Annotated in this window: 14 protein-coding genes; 5 read left to right on the forward strand and 9 right to left on the reverse strand. The window is 55.4% G+C overall.

Translation table 11 applies throughout. The annotated features are described in order from the left end of the window. Positions 1–19: 19 nt before the first annotated feature. Complete coding sequence (locus tag L1047_RS10910) at positions 20–262, reverse strand: acyl carrier protein (protein ID WP_235279011.1); 243 nt, start codon at positions 260–262, stop codon at positions 20–22. A gap of 253 nt (positions 263–515) precedes the next feature. Here L1047_RS10910 and rpsF point away from each other — a divergent pair, with 253 nt between their 5' ends. The 4 genes from rpsF (at position 516) to L1047_RS10930 (ending at position 2,945) form a co-directional block, all read left to right on the forward strand. Further along, entirely contained in the window at positions 516–812 is a 297-nt protein-coding gene (gene rpsF / locus L1047_RS10915) for a 30S ribosomal protein S6 (protein ID WP_235279012.1), read from the forward strand. 68 nt (positions 813–880) lie between these two features. After that, positions 881–1,306: a single-stranded DNA-binding protein gene (locus L1047_RS10920; protein WP_235279013.1), complete on the forward strand. Its 426-nt coding sequence runs from the start codon at positions 881–883 to the stop codon at positions 1,304–1,306. A 219-nt stretch (positions 1,307–1,525) separates the two neighbouring features. Continuing rightward, a complete protein-coding gene (locus L1047_RS10925) occupies positions 1,526–2,224 on the forward strand; it encodes a M14 family zinc carboxypeptidase (protein ID WP_235279014.1) in 699 nt (232 codons plus the stop codon). Between the two features lie 97 nt (positions 2,225–2,321). Beyond that, positions 2,322–2,945: a universal stress protein gene (locus L1047_RS10930; protein WP_443081722.1), complete on the forward strand. Its 624-nt coding sequence runs from the start codon at positions 2,322–2,324 to the stop codon at positions 2,943–2,945. 32 nt (positions 2,946–2,977) lie between these two features. On the opposite strand, the gene L1047_RS10935 is transcribed toward L1047_RS10930, so the two are convergent. From L1047_RS10935 to purM, 5 genes are all read right to left on the reverse strand, one after another. Beyond that, a complete protein-coding gene (locus tag L1047_RS10935; RefSeq protein WP_235279016.1) occupies positions 2,978–4,375 on the reverse strand; it encodes a DUF4340 domain-containing protein in 1,398 nt (465 codons plus the stop codon). 165 nt (positions 4,376–4,540) lie between these two features. Next, the gene (locus tag L1047_RS10940) at positions 4,541–6,109 is read right to left on the reverse strand and encodes a GldG family protein (protein WP_235279017.1); all 1,569 of its coding nucleotides are present in this window, start codon (positions 6,107–6,109) and stop codon (positions 4,541–4,543) included. Between the two features lie 115 nt (positions 6,110–6,224). Continuing rightward, positions 6,225–7,010: an ABC transporter permease gene (locus L1047_RS10945; protein WP_235279018.1), complete on the reverse strand. Its 786-nt coding sequence runs from the start codon at positions 7,008–7,010 to the stop codon at positions 6,225–6,227. Further along, positions 7,007–8,035 carry an ABC transporter ATP-binding protein gene (locus L1047_RS10950; protein ID WP_235279019.1) on the reverse strand — a complete coding sequence of 343 codons (1,029 nt, stop codon included), beginning with the start codon at positions 8,033–8,035 and terminating at the stop codon, positions 7,007–7,009. The genes L1047_RS10945 and L1047_RS10950 overlap by 4 nt, the downstream gene beginning before the upstream one ends. Before the next feature lie 195 nt (positions 8,036–8,230). Further along, the gene (purM, locus tag L1047_RS10955) at positions 8,231–9,301 is read right to left on the reverse strand and encodes a phosphoribosylformylglycinamidine cyclo-ligase (protein ID WP_235279020.1); all 1,071 of its coding nucleotides are present in this window, start codon (positions 9,299–9,301) and stop codon (positions 8,231–8,233) included. Positions 9,302–9,445: 144 nt separating this feature from the next. Here purM and L1047_RS10960 point away from each other — a divergent pair, with 144 nt between their 5' ends. Further along, complete coding sequence (locus tag L1047_RS10960; protein WP_235279021.1) at positions 9,446–10,606, forward strand: septal ring lytic transglycosylase RlpA family protein; 1,161 nt, start codon at positions 9,446–9,448, stop codon at positions 10,604–10,606. Here L1047_RS10960 and L1047_RS10965 read toward each other — a convergent pair. The 3 genes from L1047_RS10965 to L1047_RS10975 form a co-directional block, all read right to left on the reverse strand. Further along, positions 10,603–11,652, reverse strand: a complete 1,050-nt coding sequence (locus L1047_RS10965; protein ID WP_235279022.1) for a response regulator — start codon at positions 11,650–11,652, stop codon at positions 10,603–10,605. The genes L1047_RS10960 and L1047_RS10965 overlap by 4 nt on opposite strands. Next, positions 11,649–14,714: a PAS domain S-box protein gene (locus L1047_RS10970; RefSeq protein WP_235279023.1), complete on the reverse strand. Its 3,066-nt coding sequence runs from the start codon at positions 14,712–14,714 to the stop codon at positions 11,649–11,651. The genes L1047_RS10965 and L1047_RS10970 overlap by 4 nt, the downstream gene beginning before the upstream one ends. Before the next feature lie 134 nt (positions 14,715–14,848). After that, positions 14,849–15,847, reverse strand: coding sequence for a ribose-phosphate pyrophosphokinase (locus L1047_RS10975; RefSeq protein ID WP_235279024.1), 999 nt, complete (start codon positions 15,845–15,847; stop codon positions 14,849–14,851). Positions 15,848–15,890: the final 43 nt, after the last annotated feature.

Genomic DNA, 15,890 nt, shown 5'->3' on the forward strand with positions numbered 1-15,890 from the left:
AAGGGAAATCCCTTTACAGTCAGGCAGCTTTTTTGGAGATGTAATCGACAGCATCTTGCACCGTGGCAATGCCTTCTGCATCTTCGTCGGGGATTTCCAGGTCGAATTCTTCTTCAAAGGCCATGACCAGTTCCACCGTATCGAGGCTATCGGCCCCCAGGTCGTTCTGGAAATTGGCTTCCGGGGTCACTTTGCCGTCTTCTACCCCCAGCTGATCCGACACGATCTTGCGAACACGGCTATAAACGTCATCTGCGCTCATGCTTGGAACCTTAGATATCGATAGAAGTGTCTTGGCCGAGCCAACCGGCGGCCATTGAAGCAACTTTTATTCTATCGGAGAACGGATCCCCTCTACTGGGAGGTATGGCCCTTGTCTACCAACGCTAGCAGGGCCCAACTCTTGAAGTTCTTGGGTCACGATCTTTTCGATCGCCAGTTGAAGAAGTTAAGATAACCAACTGCGTCTCTACTGATTGATATTGATCTTAATCCCCAAAGGAGAACCCACTTCCATGCCCCGCGCCTATGAAACGATGCTGATTTTGCGTCCTGACATGTCGGATGAACCTCTCGAGCAGCTGCTCAACAGTCAGGAGGCGATCCTGCGAGAAAATGGGGCGGCCAATTTGGAGACCACCAACAAAGGGAAGCGCCGCTTTGCTGGGTTTGAGATGAAAGGCTTTAAGGAAGGGCTTTACATCCACATGAACTACGAAGCGGAACCCAGCGCCGTGGCCACCTGGGAAAAAGGATTGCGCCTGAATGAGAGTGTGTTGCGCTACATGACGACCCGGCCCGATTTGGTTTGACGGGATCCCGGTCTGTGGGCATGATGGAGTTGCTTTGAGCTGCCCTTCTACACCCTGCTGGTACTGAGATGAACTCGATCGTCTTGATCGGTGAGGTTCTGGCCGAACCGGAGCTTCGCTACACTCCTGACAACCTAGCCGTGACTTCTCTCCTGCTCAGCTTCCCTAGTTTGCGTCCTGAAGAGCCAGCGTATCAGGTGCGGGTTTCTTCTTTCGGGGAGCTGGCGCAAAAGGTGGTGGATAACTGCCGTGTGGGGGATCAGGTGACGGTGGAAGGGCAACTGCACATGAACCTGGTGGAGCGAGACGGACGCAAGGAGAAACTGGCAGAAATTACTGCCCGACGCATCCATCAACTGGGAGCCGGCCAGGTGCTCTCTTTAACGGGGATGAGCGAATCCTCAACTGCCGTTCGCGATAGCGGGACGGAGTCCTTATCGCCCAAGCCTGCCCCTGCTGCTGCTCCGTCTAACCCGGACGAGATCCCGTTTTAGCTTTTTGCCGGGTCAAGCCCATACCGCAAGAGCTCAGCACCAGTGTCCAAAGGATCCAAACCCTTTTGTCATCCCTGGAGTTGAGGGAGCAATCTGATCTGATTCGGATCACTGAAGGGGAAATCATTGCTGTTGTCGCCCAGCCCGGGAGGATCAAAGTTGGTCGTTCTACCCTGAGACATGCCATTTGCAAGCCGCGGAGCGGAGGACTGACCGAGAGTGCAGCACCCAGAAAAGAGCGAATTGCCCCGGCAGCAGGTTCTCGGATATTCAGTGCAGGGGCGGCCTATCCACCTGTGGCAACTCACCCAAGGGATCCCTTCCCTACTTCTGATCGGAGGGGTTCACGGCAATGAGGTAGAGGGGTACAACCTGATCGAGCAGTATGTGACCTCAGGCCTTTGGGGATCCCTGGCAGGCAGAGCAAGCCTGTGGGTGATCCCACGACTGAATCCGGATGGCTGTGCAGTGGGGCAGAGGGTGAACGCTCGCGGCGTGGATCTCAACCGCAACATGCCCACCCAAGATTGGATTCAAACTCCCTTAGAAGCCCGTTATCCACCGGGATCGGCGCCAGGATCCGAACCGGAAACGCAGGTATTGCTAGCTTGTCTGGAGCAGATCCAACCCCAACTCATTCTCTCCGCCCATGCTTGCGAGAAAAATCCTTGTGTGAATTACAATGGCCCTGCCCTAGAGCTAGCAGAGGTGATGGCTACCCACAACGGTTTGCCGGTCACCGACGACATTGGCTACCCCACCCCTGGCTCTCTGGGCACTTGGGCCGGCTGGGAACGGGGGATCCCCACCCTGACCCTAGAAATCTTGCGGGGTACGCCCCTAAACCAGGTTTGGCAGGAGCAAGCTCAGGCGCTGCAGGCACTGTTGGAATATGTGGCGCGGCTGTCAAGCGAATAAATTTTGGATTGTGTCAAGATCCTTGAATTTTGGTTACTGTTCCAATGCCGGGCTGGGCATGTTCACAATTTCCTCACTTAGATCTTCTACAACGCAAATAGGGGGCAAGGAAAAGGAAGTTGGAGTCGAAACCCAAGTCAACCATCTCATCTCCATCCCTTGCTCGGCTGTTGACAACCTGGAGGAAGCCAATATGTACAGCAGAATTTTGGTGGCCTTGGATCGGTCAGAATTGAGCGACATGGTGTTTCAGAAGGCGATCCAACTGGCGGAAGCCATGCAAGCCAATCTGATGGTGCTGCATGTTCTATCCCACGAAGAGCCTGGCGCCCCAGAACCGCCGATGATCTTGGGAGTGGACTATAGTTCCACCATTAGCGCCGAGCTGTGGCAATCCTATCGGGAGCAGTGCGCTATCTTCGAGCAAAACCAGCTGGATTATCTGCGCTCGCTGACCGATAAAGCCAGTGAACGCGGGATCCACGCTGAATTTAGCCTTAACTACGGTAATCCCGGTCGCGTGATCTGCGATCTGGCCCGCTCTTGGGAGGCCGATTTGGTGGTGGTGGGCCGCCGAGGGCACTCCGGCTTAAGTGAGTTGTTCATGGGTAGCGTCAGCAACTACGTGTTGCACCGCGCCCCCTGCTCCGTGCTAACGGTGCAAGGGGAAATCCTGAAGAAAACGGCTGCTCCCGTGGCAGAGATGGCGACTGCCAGTTAAGGATATACCTAGACCTACGCCAACGACTTGCCTCATTCCTCAAACAGCAGATTCACTTCTGTTTCCAGAGTGTTGAAGGTGCTCAGGTCAATCACGGCGATATCCGGTTGGTAGCTGCTCTGCACATAGGCCCGTAACCCCGCAGAAGCTAGGCTCAAAGTCAGGGGATCCTGCCCAGAATCTGGTGTTGGCCGGAAGGTCAGCCGCAGGGCGGGATCCTTCAAGGTGTTTTGGGCCTCTGGGTCGTCCTGCAGAAACTCGCTGGCTCGGGTGGAGTTGAGGGTGGAAAAAATGGTATTCAGTTCCACCGCTTGCCCCGGTCGGTTGGGGTTTTCCCAGCGTGGGTTGAGGGATCCCGATTCAGCAGGCAGCCGTTGCAGGGTGATCTCCTCTCCATCGGCTTCTAGGGTGATTTCCTCAATTTGGTTGATATTGAGGCGGGCAATGCGATGATCCCGCAGATCCTCGAGATCGGAGCGCAGAATATCTGCCGTACTGGTGAGTAGGGTGGCCACCGCCGGATTCTGTGAGGTGATCACGTACACTTGTTGATTGTCGTTTTCCGAGCCGAGGGCAACAGTGAGGGTTTCTGGCGGGGAGCCTTCCGGGGGGTTGGCAAGGTGAATCGTGAACTGGGCCGAGGGCTGATCCAGACCGTAGGGGGCCAAATCCGCTTGGGTTTCGGCGGGGAACTCAACGGCTTGTAAACGGGCCAGGGTATTGAGCAGACGGTTCACATTGGCATCATCGGCAGGTAGCACTTTCGGCTCGACAATCTGCCAGCCATTGCCCTGCCGCTCAATCTGAAATTGCTCGGGCTCTGCTTCCGCTAGCCGCACCTGGAAAGAATCCACCTCAGCCGAATCAAAGCTGAGCAGGGTTTTATCCCGTAGGGCCAGCAGCGAGGGCAACAGGGATCCCTTTTGGTTACTGGCGATCAGCACCACTTCCCCGTCATTAGCACGAGCGTAGAAACCGGAGCCATCAAAGTTGTCGTTGCCGATCGAGAGCCGATAGGGATCCCCTTCCCGAGGAATAAGGGTGATCTGCTGTTGGGGACTATCCAGGCCAAAGGCCGCACCATCGGGGTTATCCAGAGCTCCCTCGAGGGTGATTTCCGGGGTGAGGCGGGAGAAGGTCACCAACAGACTGGAGATGGGAAAATCCAGAGCTGTCGACTGAATGGGGCTGAGAATCTGCCACTGGGGGGGATCCGCATCGGCAACCCGTTCCAGGATCAGCTCTTCCGGCTCATCAGGGCGATTTTGGCGAATCTCGATGCGGGCAATCGTATCGGTCTGGAAATGGAACAGTTTTGCCCGCTCGGCTTCCGCCTGTTGGCGCAGTTGTTGGACATTGTCCAAGAGGAAATAGCCGAGGATGCAGGCCACGGCCAAACCCAACAGGATCAGTGTGGTGCGCTTGAACATCGTCCTCCTTGCTCCTCTGATTCTCTGATTCAGATCAAGATTATTTGATTAGATTATTTGACTATTTAGATTAGATCTTTAGATCTATCCAGAGATTGATCCAGATTCACGGGCATCCAATCGATTGGGAATCCCTTCTCCCACCCGGCCAGCAGCCCCATTTCTCTACCGTCTTTGCCACCAGAGTACTGCACCGGATCCCAAGGCCAGCAAGGGCAGGAGCACCGTTGATCCAAGGATCAGCAGGTTCAGATTTTGCCCCGTCAGAGTCAGGCGACGGTTGGTGATCGATTTGGGTCGAATGGAGATTTGATCCGTTTGTTCTGTCAACCAGTTCAGGGTGTTCAAGAATAAGTCGCGGTTACCCTGCTGTTGTAAGTTGCCATTGACGGCAAAATTGACGTTGCCGATCACCACGAAGCGGGCCTCTTCCGGTTCAGATCCCCCCTCAGATTCAGCCTCGTCGTTCTCCGGGCTGCGGGTTAGAGCCACTCCTAGGGTTAGGGGGCCGGGCTTGTCGCGATCGGGATCAAATTGCACTGGGGTATTCTCCAGGTCGGTGCTGGTCTCCCCCCAACTTTGCGGGCTGGTGCGAAGCAGAGGCGTGGCCTGGATCCCTGAGCGCTCCTCGGTTTCGACGGAACGAGCCAGCGGGAAGAGGGTCATCAACCGCTGGGCTGCCAAGGGTGCGGTGATCGGGTGATCGCCATAGCTGGTGACCAGAGCGACGGCCGGGCCTGTCCCCAAAAGCTGGCTAACGCTGCTGGCTTCAACAACAATGTCATCCGCCAAGACCACCCCCCACTCCTCCAACAAAGGATCCAGTCCGGCCTCCACCCGAGGGCCAATCAACAACAAAACTCTGCCTCCATCGGCTAAGTAGTCTTGCAGCTTCTCGACTTCCCCTGGGAACAAAGGCCGCTGTGGCCCCGCTAGCACCAGCACGTCCGCATCCTCAGGGATCTCCGCCTGCACCAAGTTCAGGGGTTCAGCCCGGTAGCCTTCCCGCCCCAGGGATCCCACCGCCTGGACAAAACTGAGGTTGCCGCCACCGGCTTCCAGAGAGACCTCGCCATGTCCTTGTACAAAGTAGGCCACAGCTTCTCCCCGGTTCACCACCCTAGCAAGAATTGGGGTGAGGTTGCTTTCCAGATCGGGGGCGGGCGGTTGCGGCAGTTGTTGGCGGCTGTCTCCCGATTCCACCACCAAGGTATTGCTCTGGGTAACCTGGAGACGTTGGGCCACCAAGGGGTTGCGGTTGGGATCCACAAATTCAAACTGGAAGCGGCTGGGGTTGAGGTGCTGGTAGCGTTCCAGTTGTTCTCGCAAGTTGGGATCCGCAGCGGTGGTTACCACCCACACTTTCACCGGGCGCGGTAGGCCCTGTACCAATTGCTGGGTTTGGGGAGACAGGGTAAATAGCCCCCCTTCGGTCAGATCCAGGCGGCCATCGTAACGCACCGCCACCACATTCAGCAGCACCAGAATCACCCCCATGGCTGCCACCGATACGAGGATATTGGCGTTGGTTTGGGTGGAGCGCAAGCCCAGGAAGGATCCTACCTGTTGCCGGTGGGTGATACCCCAAAACACCAGCAGCCCCAACCCGGTGGCCAGCACAGCAAAGGGAATGGCTGTCCAACCCGTCAGGGCGGATCCCAGCATCAAACCGATGGCAATCACCCCAATGCCGACGATGCCCGTCCAATCGGATAAGGCTTGCCAGTCTTTCATCCTCCACCTCCTAAACCGCTATTTTCGGTCATGCCCAAATCTTGAGTGCTCAGCCTGAAACCTTGTCATCTTTTGGCCATCTATGAGTAGATCCCGTAGCGATCGCCCCTCCGCTCTAGCTCTGTTGCCAGCGCAGGCTCTCCACCGATTGCACCGTGGCAAATAACCCCAACACCGTGATGCTAAGGAACAAGATCAGGCCGCTGCTGCTGACGAGCCCCTGCACCCAGTTGCCATACTGCTGCAACAAAGACAAATGTCTGAGGGTGGCCGCAATCCAGTTGCTCTCCTGCCCAGCCGCCGCATCCACCACCCAAAGCAGCAGCACCAAGCCAAAGGTGGCTACCGCCGCAATCAAGGTATTGTCGGTGAGGGAGGAGACGAATAACCCCAAGGCCATGACACTGCCCGCCATCAGCGCCAACCCGATATAGCCCACCAGGGGCAGCCGATAATCCACTGCCGGATTGGAACTGCTTAAGGTGAGCAACTGGTACACCAAAGGCGGGATGAGCAGCGTAATAAAGAACACCCACACCGCCAGCCACTTGCCCACCGCCACCGCCAAGTTGGTGACTGGGGAGGTGGCCAGCAACTCCATCGTGCCCCGCCGCCGTTCTTCGGCATAGGATCCCATCGTCAGGATCGGCAGCAAAAACAGAAAAATCGTGCCCAACAGGTTCAAAAACTGCTGCGAGAGGATGGTGGCCGCATCGAAGGAGCTGTCTTGGCCAAATTGGGCGAACACATCCACCTGCTGAGAATAGTTGATCACCCGCACCAAGATATTGGTGAAAAAGAACCCGGCCAAGCCCCAAAAGACGGCAGCCACTACGTAGGCAATCGGGGAGGTGAAATAGCCGCGCAACTCTTTGCGGAAAATGGCAATCACTCCGTTCATGCTGCTACCTCCTCAGGGTTCTCAGAGTCTGGGGCTGAGTCGGATCCCTCTTGGCCAGCTCCCTCTTGGGTAGTCAGTTGCAGGAAAATTTCCTCTAAAGAGGCCTGGGAACGACCAATTTCGTAGAGAGCTATCTCCGACTGAACCAGAGCTTTGGCCACTCCAGGGATCCACTTATCGGCAGGGGTGCTGCTGCTCAGTTGCAGTTGCCAACGTTGGCCCTCTGCTGGGGGGCTGGGTTCCAGGCTTAGAATTTGTACCTGTGGGATCCGTTCTACGGCTTCGCGGATGGCGGTTTCGCTGGAAGCACCGATGTGCAGATGGGCCTGGTGTTGCCCCTGAAATTGCGCCGTTAGCTCACCGGGGGTACCGATGGCCGCTACCTGGCCGCGGTTGATGATCACCACCCGGTCACAGGTCATGCTCACCTCCGGCAGGATGTGGGTAGAGAGGATGATCGTGTGTTCCCCGGCTAGGCTTTTGATCAGATTTCGCACCTCAATAATCTGCTTGGGATCCAGGCCAACAGTCGGCTCATCCAGGATGATCACAGGCGGATCATGAACGAGCGCCTGGGCAATCCCCACCCGTTGCTTAAACCCCTTAGAGAGCTTGCGGATCAGGGTGTGGCGTTTTTCTTCTAGGCTGCAGCGCTGAATCGCTCGATCCACCTGGGTAGCTCGGTTGCCGGGGCTGACCCGCTTCAGTTGCGCCACAAAATGTAGATAACCCTCCACCGTCATTTCGGTGTACAGGGGGGGATTTTCCGGCAGGTAACCGATGTGTTGCCGCACCGCCATAGAATCTTGGTGGATATCGAACCCCGCCACCCGTGCTGTGCCTTCACTGGCGGGCAAAAATCCGGTCAGAATGCGCATGGAGGTGGTTTTTCCAGCCCCGTTGGGCCCTAAGAACCCCATGATCTCTCCGGCATTCACCTGAAAAGAAATATCCCGGATAGCGGTGAAAGTGCCGTAGGTTTTGCTCAGATGTTCAACTTCGATCGCGTTTCCTAGAACGGTCATCAGTGGCTCCTACAGGGTCATCGATGGCTCGCAAACGGCCCTGGTGTGTGAACCTCAGAGGCTGTCGCGGGTTGTCTGCATCCCCTTGCGGGACATAGGCAACTGTGCTTAGGCCACATGCAAACTTAGCATAGCCAAGCATGGTTTCGCGGGAACGGGATCCCGTTCCCCCTTTTGGTGGGGATCCCGCTCATCTCAGAGGGATCCCCAATTCTCAAGACCCAAGACTCGTACAGGGTCTTCCCCAGAACTGGCCCGCCCCGGGGCTGAGGCCACCACTTCCCCAATGGCCTGGGCTTCCGGCAAGAGAGTTTGCACCTGCGCCTGTGCCTCGGGGGGCACTACCAACACGTAACCCACCCCCAAATTAAAGGTTCGGAACATCTCGGCAGTCTCCACCTGCCCCTGTTCCTGCAACCAGCGAAACTCCGGCGGGATCCGCCAACTGTGGGGCTCAAGACGAGCGGCCTGGGTAGGAGCCAAACAGCGGGGCAAATTTTCCGGAATGCCGCCGCCGGTGATGTGGGCCATGCCGTGAATAGGAATTCCTGCTTGCTGAAGCTGGTGTACGGCCCCAGCGTAGATACGGGTCGGGGTGAGAAACACTTCCCCCAAGGGCCGATCCCATCCCTGCGGTTGATGATCCCAAGTCCATCCTCTCTCAGCCACAATCCGGCGTACCAAGCTGTAGCCGTTGCTGTGAATGCCGCTGCTGGGCAGGGCCAACAGTTGGTCTCCGATGTGTACCCGGGATCCGTCTAGGATGGCGGGTTTCTCCACAATGCCCACACAAAATCCTGCCAAGTCGTACTCTCCGGGGGGATAAAATCCCGGCATCTCCGCCGTCTCGCCGCCGAGCAGTTCACAGCCTGCCTGTTGACAGCCCTCCAGGATCCCGTCGATCACCTGCAGGAGGGCGGCTGGCTCCAGCTTGCCTGTGGCGATGTAATCCAGGAAAAACAGCGGCTTTGCTCCCACCGTCAGCACATCGTTGACGCACATGGCCACCAAATCGATGCCGACGCCGCGGTGCTGACCCCATTGCTGAGCAATCTGCAGCTTGGTGCCCACCCCATCCGTCCCCGCCACCAAAACCGGTGCTTGATAGCCCCCCGGCAACTCAAACAAACCGGCAAACCCACCGATCCCCCCTAGCGTTCCTGAGGAACTTGAAGACGGAACTTTAGCACGTGCAACTCGTTCCTGGATCGCCTTGACAAGGGCACGACCCAGATCTATGTCAACCCCTGCCGAACGGTAGTCCAATGTGCCGAGAGTCCTTTGCTGGCGAGACTTGGTCTTTTCGTGCCACGTTGCCGTAACTTGTCAACTTAAAAACCTATGGTACATTAGCTTTTGCTTCAACTGTCGCATCGGAAGTTGTACAAGTTTGGAGAGGAGCGCGGCCTCATGCGAAATTGGAAACAGCTTGGACAGGGACTCGAGCCCGCCCAGAAATTGGGCTTAGTCAGTTGCCTCTGTGTCACGGCTTTGGGCTTGCCTATCGGAATTGTCGGTAGTTTTGCCCCACGGGCACAAGCCTCGACTCGAGTGGGATCCCCCAGTGGTTGGGCAGCAGAGTTGTTAGCCGAGCCTATTCCCCCAGTCCCAACTGCCGACCTCATCCCTGCAGTCCAATCCAGCACCGTTGGAATGGCTCAAGCGGGATCCCGGGTCGAACCCAAGAAAAATCCTGCCACTGCTACTGTTCCTGCCCCTGCCAAGCCGGGCACTCTCAATTTGGAACAGCTCCTGGAGCAGGCCCGCCAAGCGATTCCCACTCCTGCCGAAGAATCTGCCCTCAAGATTGGTGAACAACAGCAGCAACCCAGCCAGCCCATCTCCACCCTGTACAGTTACCAGATGGACGGCCAGCAGGTGGTGACGGTTTATGTGCGAGATCTGCCCGTGGTCAGCTTTGTGGAGCGACCGGAGTTGGATGCTCCACTAGAACGAGCAACTTCTCTGGTGGCTCAGCTGAACCAAATGGCCCAGGGATCCCTGAAAGACACGACGATCACCCTCGATTGGACAGAACCGGAGCCGCACGAGACGGAGTCAGCCCCCCTCCTCTACGCCATCCATGTCAACGACGAGGAATTGCTGCGCATCGACAATGGGGTTCTGTTGGTGGATAACCAGCGTCAGGTAGATACAGCAGTTTTGGCTACCAACCGCTTGCGCCGTCTGTTACTGGATGCCCCCCCCATTCAAGCCCCAGCTTTGCCTCAAGCTCCCACCCTAACTGCCACCGCCCACGAGACGGGATCCCCGCAACCACCGGTTCCTACTGCCACTCGCGTCGTTGGGCCTGTGCAAGAGGGCATTGCCTCCTGGTACGACCTGCACAAAACCCGCTACGAAATGACCGCCGCCCACCCCACCTTGCCCTTTGGCACAGAGGTACGGGTCACCAATGTGGAAAATGGCCGCCAGGCCATTGTGCGCATCAACGATCGAGGCCCTTTTATTCCTGGTCGTATTATTGATGTCTCCCTCCGAGCAGCAGAGGTGCTAGGGATGGTGCGCTCCGGGGTTGTCCCTGTACGGGTGGAAGTGGTGCAGCCCTAAGGAATGGGGGAAAACCGCTTGGAATCTGAAGAATACCGCCAGGAGATGCCATCGGGATCCCGGCTGCGGCTCCACTCAGGAAACCCTGTTTTGAATTTCCAGTAGGTGATGGCGGAAACCACCACCCCTAGACGTTCTGCCAACTGAGTTTGGTTGAGGGGGCGTAGCGTCGCCCGTGGTACCGTGATCGCCTCACCCGTAACCACCGGGGTCGCAGGGGGAAAAGTTGAAACTGCTGCCTGCATAGGCATAGTAGCGACTCCAGCGGGCGGAGTTGGCGCAGACAGAGTGGGCCTTTCCCCTTCCGCCAGCCGACCCTGACTAGGTTCCTGAGGCCGCAAGAGGCTGAATTGGCTAAGCAGGCCGACATTTTCCAAGTTGAGTAGCTCTTCCAGGTTAGAGGTCTGGTGGATCAGCTCCAACTCGCGGCGAAATTCGTCTTCGAACACCTGCAGATAGTGCTCGCGCTTGGGGTCAACCTCAGCATCCTTAAGAAGTTCCAAAGCAAAGCTGAGGTTGGATAGCGGCTCGCTCAGATCCTGCAAGAACTTTTTGAACAGAGTGTCCTTCACATCGGTAAACTGCTGCAGCTTTTGGAGGTTTTGCCTTAGCTCCTCGATTTTTTTCTCCTCTGATTTGCGGTTTTCAATATTCTGCCGGTGATTGTGCAGGGCGATCTCGATGGTGGTGTACAGCTCCCGCTCTTTGAAGGGTTTGATGATGTAGCCGAAGGGCTGAGTTTCCTTGACACGAGCCAAAGTGTCATCGTCGGCATAGGCAGTCAGATGCACCACCGGAATATGGAACCGCTCAGTAATGCGCTTAGCCGCCTCTATACCGTCGATATTCCCTTTCAGGACGATATCCATTAAGACCAAATCCACACGGGCCTCTTCCAACCGCCGGATCGCTTCTTCTCCCGAGGAGGCAATGGCAGGCACGGTATAACCAAATTTTTTCAGAACGGTGGCGATATCCTTGGCAATAATCTTTTCGTCTTCGACGACCAGAATACTGCCTTTGACCAGTGGGGAAACTTTCTTCAAGACTCGATCCTCGGGAAGGTAATGATGAAGGTTGTACCAGCTTTGCTTTTTAATTCTATCTTGCCCTCCAGCTGATCGGTGAGAGTTGCAACCAGTTGTAAACCCAAAGATTGAGTTTCCTTGAAATCGAAATCGGGAGGTAGGCCGATGCCATTGTCAGAGACCCGCAGTTGCGTGTTTTTATGAGTTTGGCTGAAGTGGACGCGGATTTCGCCACTGCCCCCCTTCGGAAAGGCGTATTTGAGGCTGTTGGTCACCAGCTCGTTGATGATCAGGCCACACAAGACGGCATCATCAATGCTGAGGCGGATCCCTTCGGCCCGAATGCTGGCGCGAATGCTCTCCGGGTTAACTCCATAGGAGTGAAAGAGGTTGGAGATCAAATTGTGGAGGTACTGGTTCAGATCCACCGCAGCCAGATTGGTAGATTGGTACAAACCCTCGTGGATGAGGGACATGGCTTGAATGCGGCTGCCGGCATCCTTAAACACACGGGCATACTTGCGGCTTTTGATCTGGTCGGCCTGTAGGCGCAGCAGACTGGAGATGATTTGCAAGTTGTTCTTAACACGGTGATGGATCTCCCGTAGCAAAATTTCTTTTTCCTGGAGGGCCGCCTGAATTTGCAGCTCGGCTCGCTTCTCTTCGGTGATATCTTCAGAGATGCCGATGGTGAAAAGGTTCTTGCCCTCTGGGTCGCGTACAGAAGAGACTGCCAGTCGGCACCAAAACACCTGTCCGTTGCGGTGGATGTAGCGTTTTTCCAGGCGATAATGATCCCGTCGACCATTTAGAATTTCCTGAAAAAGCTGCCAATTTTGGGGGGCATCCTCAGGATGAGTGAAGTCGCAAAAGCTCATGTTGGCCAGCTCGGCAGCGCTATAGCCCAACATCTCTTCTAGGGCAGGGTTGACTTTAATGTAGTGGCCGCTTTGATCGGCGATGAAGATACCCAAAGCCGATTGCTCGAAGATACCCCGTAAACTCAGCTCGCTTTGGCGCAGGGCTGCTTCTGTTTGTTTTCGCTCAGTGATGTCGAGAATTTGGCTGAGAAAGTAGCTGGGATCCCCTTGGGCTGTGCGCACAAGGGTGATACGGAGGATTGCGTAGACGATTTGGCCATTTTTGTGAAGGTAGCGTTTTTCCTGTTCACACTGATGCGCAGCTCCAGTCAACAGCTGGTTGCCATTCTCTACTGTGGCCGCCACGTCCTCGGGATGAGTAATGTCAAGGATGGTTTTATCTTGTAGATCAGTCAGGGTGTAGCCAAGGGTTTGGGTAAAAGCTGAGTTGATTTGTAGGTATTCACCCTTGAGATTGGTCATAGATTTAGCGATGGGAGCCAATTCAAAGGTCTGCCGAAACCGTTCTTCGCTCTCTTTCAGAGCATGCTCTGCTTCAACACGGGCGCTGATGTCGATCACCTGCACCAGAAATTCGGTAGGATTGCTCGCTTCATCTGTCAGTAGAGTGACCCGAAAGAGCAGGTGAATCACCTGACCCGAACGATGGGTGTAGCGAATTTGCCGCTGGCTAACCGATGTTTTCCCGGTGAGGAGCGCCTCGTTAGCCTCTAGCAATTGGGTGATATCTTCTGGGTAAAGGATATCGAGCTGTTGCTGTCCCCTCAATTCTTCGGGGGTGTATCCAATAATTTGGGCAAAAGCATCATTGACCTGGATAAACCGTCCCTGCAAGTCGATAAGGGCAATGCCATTGGGAGCCAGTTGAAAGATTTGTCGAAAATGTTCGGCGCTTTGTTGCAAAGCTTGTTCGATCTGGCGTCGTTCGGCTTCTAGTTTCTTGGATTCTGTAATATCTTCGGCAATGCCCGCTACCCGGTAGACCTTTCCGTTTTTATCACGAATGGGAAAACTGCGTTCCCGCAGCCAAATTAGTTGACCATCAGTGCGAATAATACGAAAGATAACATCCGTTTTTTGGCCTTCCGATTGGGCCTTTAAGATGGCGGGGAACAGCCAACGATCGTCGGGATGAATCTGACGGATCCAGGCCTGAGGATTAGCATAAGAATCTTCAACAGAGCGTCCCCAAATAGTCTCACAAGCAGGACTAACATAGAGGAGATCTTTGCTGTAAACTGTGGTAATCCAAAATAGTTGTTGGGTATTCTCCGCTAGTTGTAAAAAGCGAAACTCGCTCTCTCGCAAGGCTTCTTCCGATTGCCGCTGTCGTTCTTTTAGCTGATGGGCTGCTGTGATGTCGGTCACGAACCCTTCAAAATAAAGGGGCTCTCCTTGGTCGTTATAAATGGTGCGAGCATTGAGAGAAACCCAGATCAGTTTTCCATCTTTACGACACACCTGATGTTCAAAATCCACCACTTGGCCTTCGGTCAGCATTCGCTGTACAAACTCTGCACGGCGTTCTGAATCGGCATAGATCTGGCTACCAATATCTGAGACATTATGCATCAGATCTTCTGGGGAGTCGTACCCAAAAATGTGGGCCAAAGCTGGGTTGGCAACCAAGTGTTTGCCCTCTGGGGTGGTTTGAAAAATACCTTCGATGGCGTTTTCGAAGATCTGTCGGTAGCGGGTGGCACTGTTTTGGCTGTCTTGTAGTTGTGTCTGGAGATGTTCTTGGACTCGCTGATGTTCTTGGAGCTGAATGAGCATTCGCTTGAGGCTAAGGGCAATTAGGGCCATCTGCTCACGTTCAGAGGGACTCAGTTGGCGGGGGTGGCAGTCGAATAGATGAAGATCCGCCAGCCGGAATCCTTGGTCATCTTGCAAGCCAATCGATTGATGAAAGAGCCACTGTTCAGGAGCTAGGTGAAGATCGGGGCCGAACCGATCCCCATTGGGCAAAAGCTGTGGATCTCGATAAAGGATCTCCTCGGAAGCTGAGAATGAGCAGGACTTGGCTCTGAGCGGGTCAAGTTCCAGGTAGATCAAAGGAACCTTCAGCAGGCGTCCTAACACTTGCAGCAACGGGTACAGCGGTGAGGCTGATTCAGGATCAGCTTCAACAGGGGCAGCCTGTTGAGCAACCAAGCCATTGACAGGGGATCCCGGCAAGCGAGAAATAGGAGGTGACATGAGAAAACCTGGCTAAGGGGTTAGCTCAATCCAACCCATCACATCTGAAGTACCCGATTGGGGGGATCCGCAGCTAGGAAGAGTCCGGGATCCCTTGCAGCTATATCAGGTCTGCCCTCAATTTTAGTGAAACTCTAGTGAAACATGCTGCTGACAGAGCTGTCTTCGTGGATACGCCAAATCGCCTCCCCCAGCACGTTAGCCACCGACAGAATGGTCAGTTCTGGGAAACGCTGTTCTGCGGGAACGGGGATGGTGTTGGTGACGATCACCTCTTCAAACAACCCACCCTGAAGGCGCTGAATGGCGGGCTCAGAGAAAACAGGATGGATAGCACAGGCGTAAACAGCCTTGGCTCCCAGCTTGCGCAACAGCTTTGCCCCTTCGGAAATGGTGCCCGCCGTATCGATCATGTCATCCACAAGGATGGCGGTTTTGTCCCGTACATCCCCGATCAAATTCATCACTTCTACGTCGTTATGGGCTTGGCGGCGCTTGTCGATGATCGCCAGAGGGGCTTCCTTGAGTTTTTTGGCAAAGGCGCGGGCGCGGGCTACCCCTCCCACATCCGGTGAAACCACCACGATCTCTTCGTTTAGCACCCCCTTCTCTTTCAAATAAGCTTGCAACACCGGCTGAGCATAGACGTGATCAAGAGGGATGTCGAAGTAGCCTTGGATTTGGGCCGAGTGAAGATCCATGGCCAGTACCCGATGTGCCCCCGCCTGGGTGATCATGTTGGCCACTAGCTTGGCGGTTATCGCTTCACGCCCTGCAGTTTTCCGATCAGCACGAGCATAGCCATAGTAGGGCAAGACTGCGGTGATTTGTCGGGCAGAGGCGCGGCGGCAGGCATCGATGATCACCAGCAATTCCATCAGGTGATCATTAACGGGACGACAGGTGGGCTGCACCAGGTAAACATCCGCACCACGAATCGACTCTTGAATCTGGATATACAGCTCGCCATCGGCAAAGCGCTTTTGCACCATGGGGCCCAGATCCATGCCCAAATAGCGTGCTACCTCCTGAGCCAGAGCTGGGTTAGCACTGCCCGAGAAGATCTTGAGGCGGTTGCTGTCTGAGATCGGAACTAGAGGGGAAGGGGGGAGAAGGGGAGCAGAGCGAACCACAGATTGGAGTTGAACTCGTCCGTAGCCAACGCCTGACGGCGAG

It is taken from the genome of Synechococcus sp. Nb3U1, assembly GCF_021533835.1.
Lineage (GTDB): Bacteria > Cyanobacteriota > Cyanobacteriia > Thermostichales > Thermostichaceae > Thermostichus.

Excerpts from the sequence above, each read along its gene's own strand:
- L1047_RS10940 (WP_235279017.1), bottom strand. The coding sequence starts at position 6,109 with ATGAAAGACTGGCAAGCCTTATCCGATTGGACGGGCATCGTCGGCATT.
- L1047_RS10960 (WP_235279021.1), top strand. The coding sequence starts at position 9,446 with ATGCGAAATTGGAAACAGCTTGGACAGGGACTCGAGCCCGCCCAGAAA.
- L1047_RS10950 (WP_235279019.1), bottom strand. The coding sequence starts at position 8,035 with ATGACCGTTCTAGGAAACGCGATCGAAGTTGAACATCTGAGCAAAACC.
- L1047_RS10935 (WP_235279016.1), bottom strand. The coding sequence starts at position 4,375 with ATGTTCAAGCGCACCACACTGATCCTGTTGGGTTTGGCCGTGGCCTGC.
- rpsF (WP_235279012.1), top strand. The coding sequence starts at position 516 with ATGCCCCGCGCCTATGAAACGATGCTGATTTTGCGTCCTGACATGTCG.
- L1047_RS10970 (WP_235279023.1), bottom strand. The coding sequence starts at position 14,714 with ATGTCACCTCCTATTTCTCGCTTGCCGGGATCCCCTGTCAATGGCTTG.
- L1047_RS10945 (WP_235279018.1), bottom strand. The coding sequence starts at position 7,010 with ATGAACGGAGTGATTGCCATTTTCCGCAAAGAGTTGCGCGGCTATTTC.
- L1047_RS10910 (WP_235279011.1), bottom strand. The coding sequence starts at position 262 with ATGAGCGCAGATGACGTTTATAGCCGTGTTCGCAAGATCGTGTCGGAT.
- L1047_RS10920 (WP_235279013.1), top strand. The coding sequence starts at position 881 with ATGAACTCGATCGTCTTGATCGGTGAGGTTCTGGCCGAACCGGAGCTT.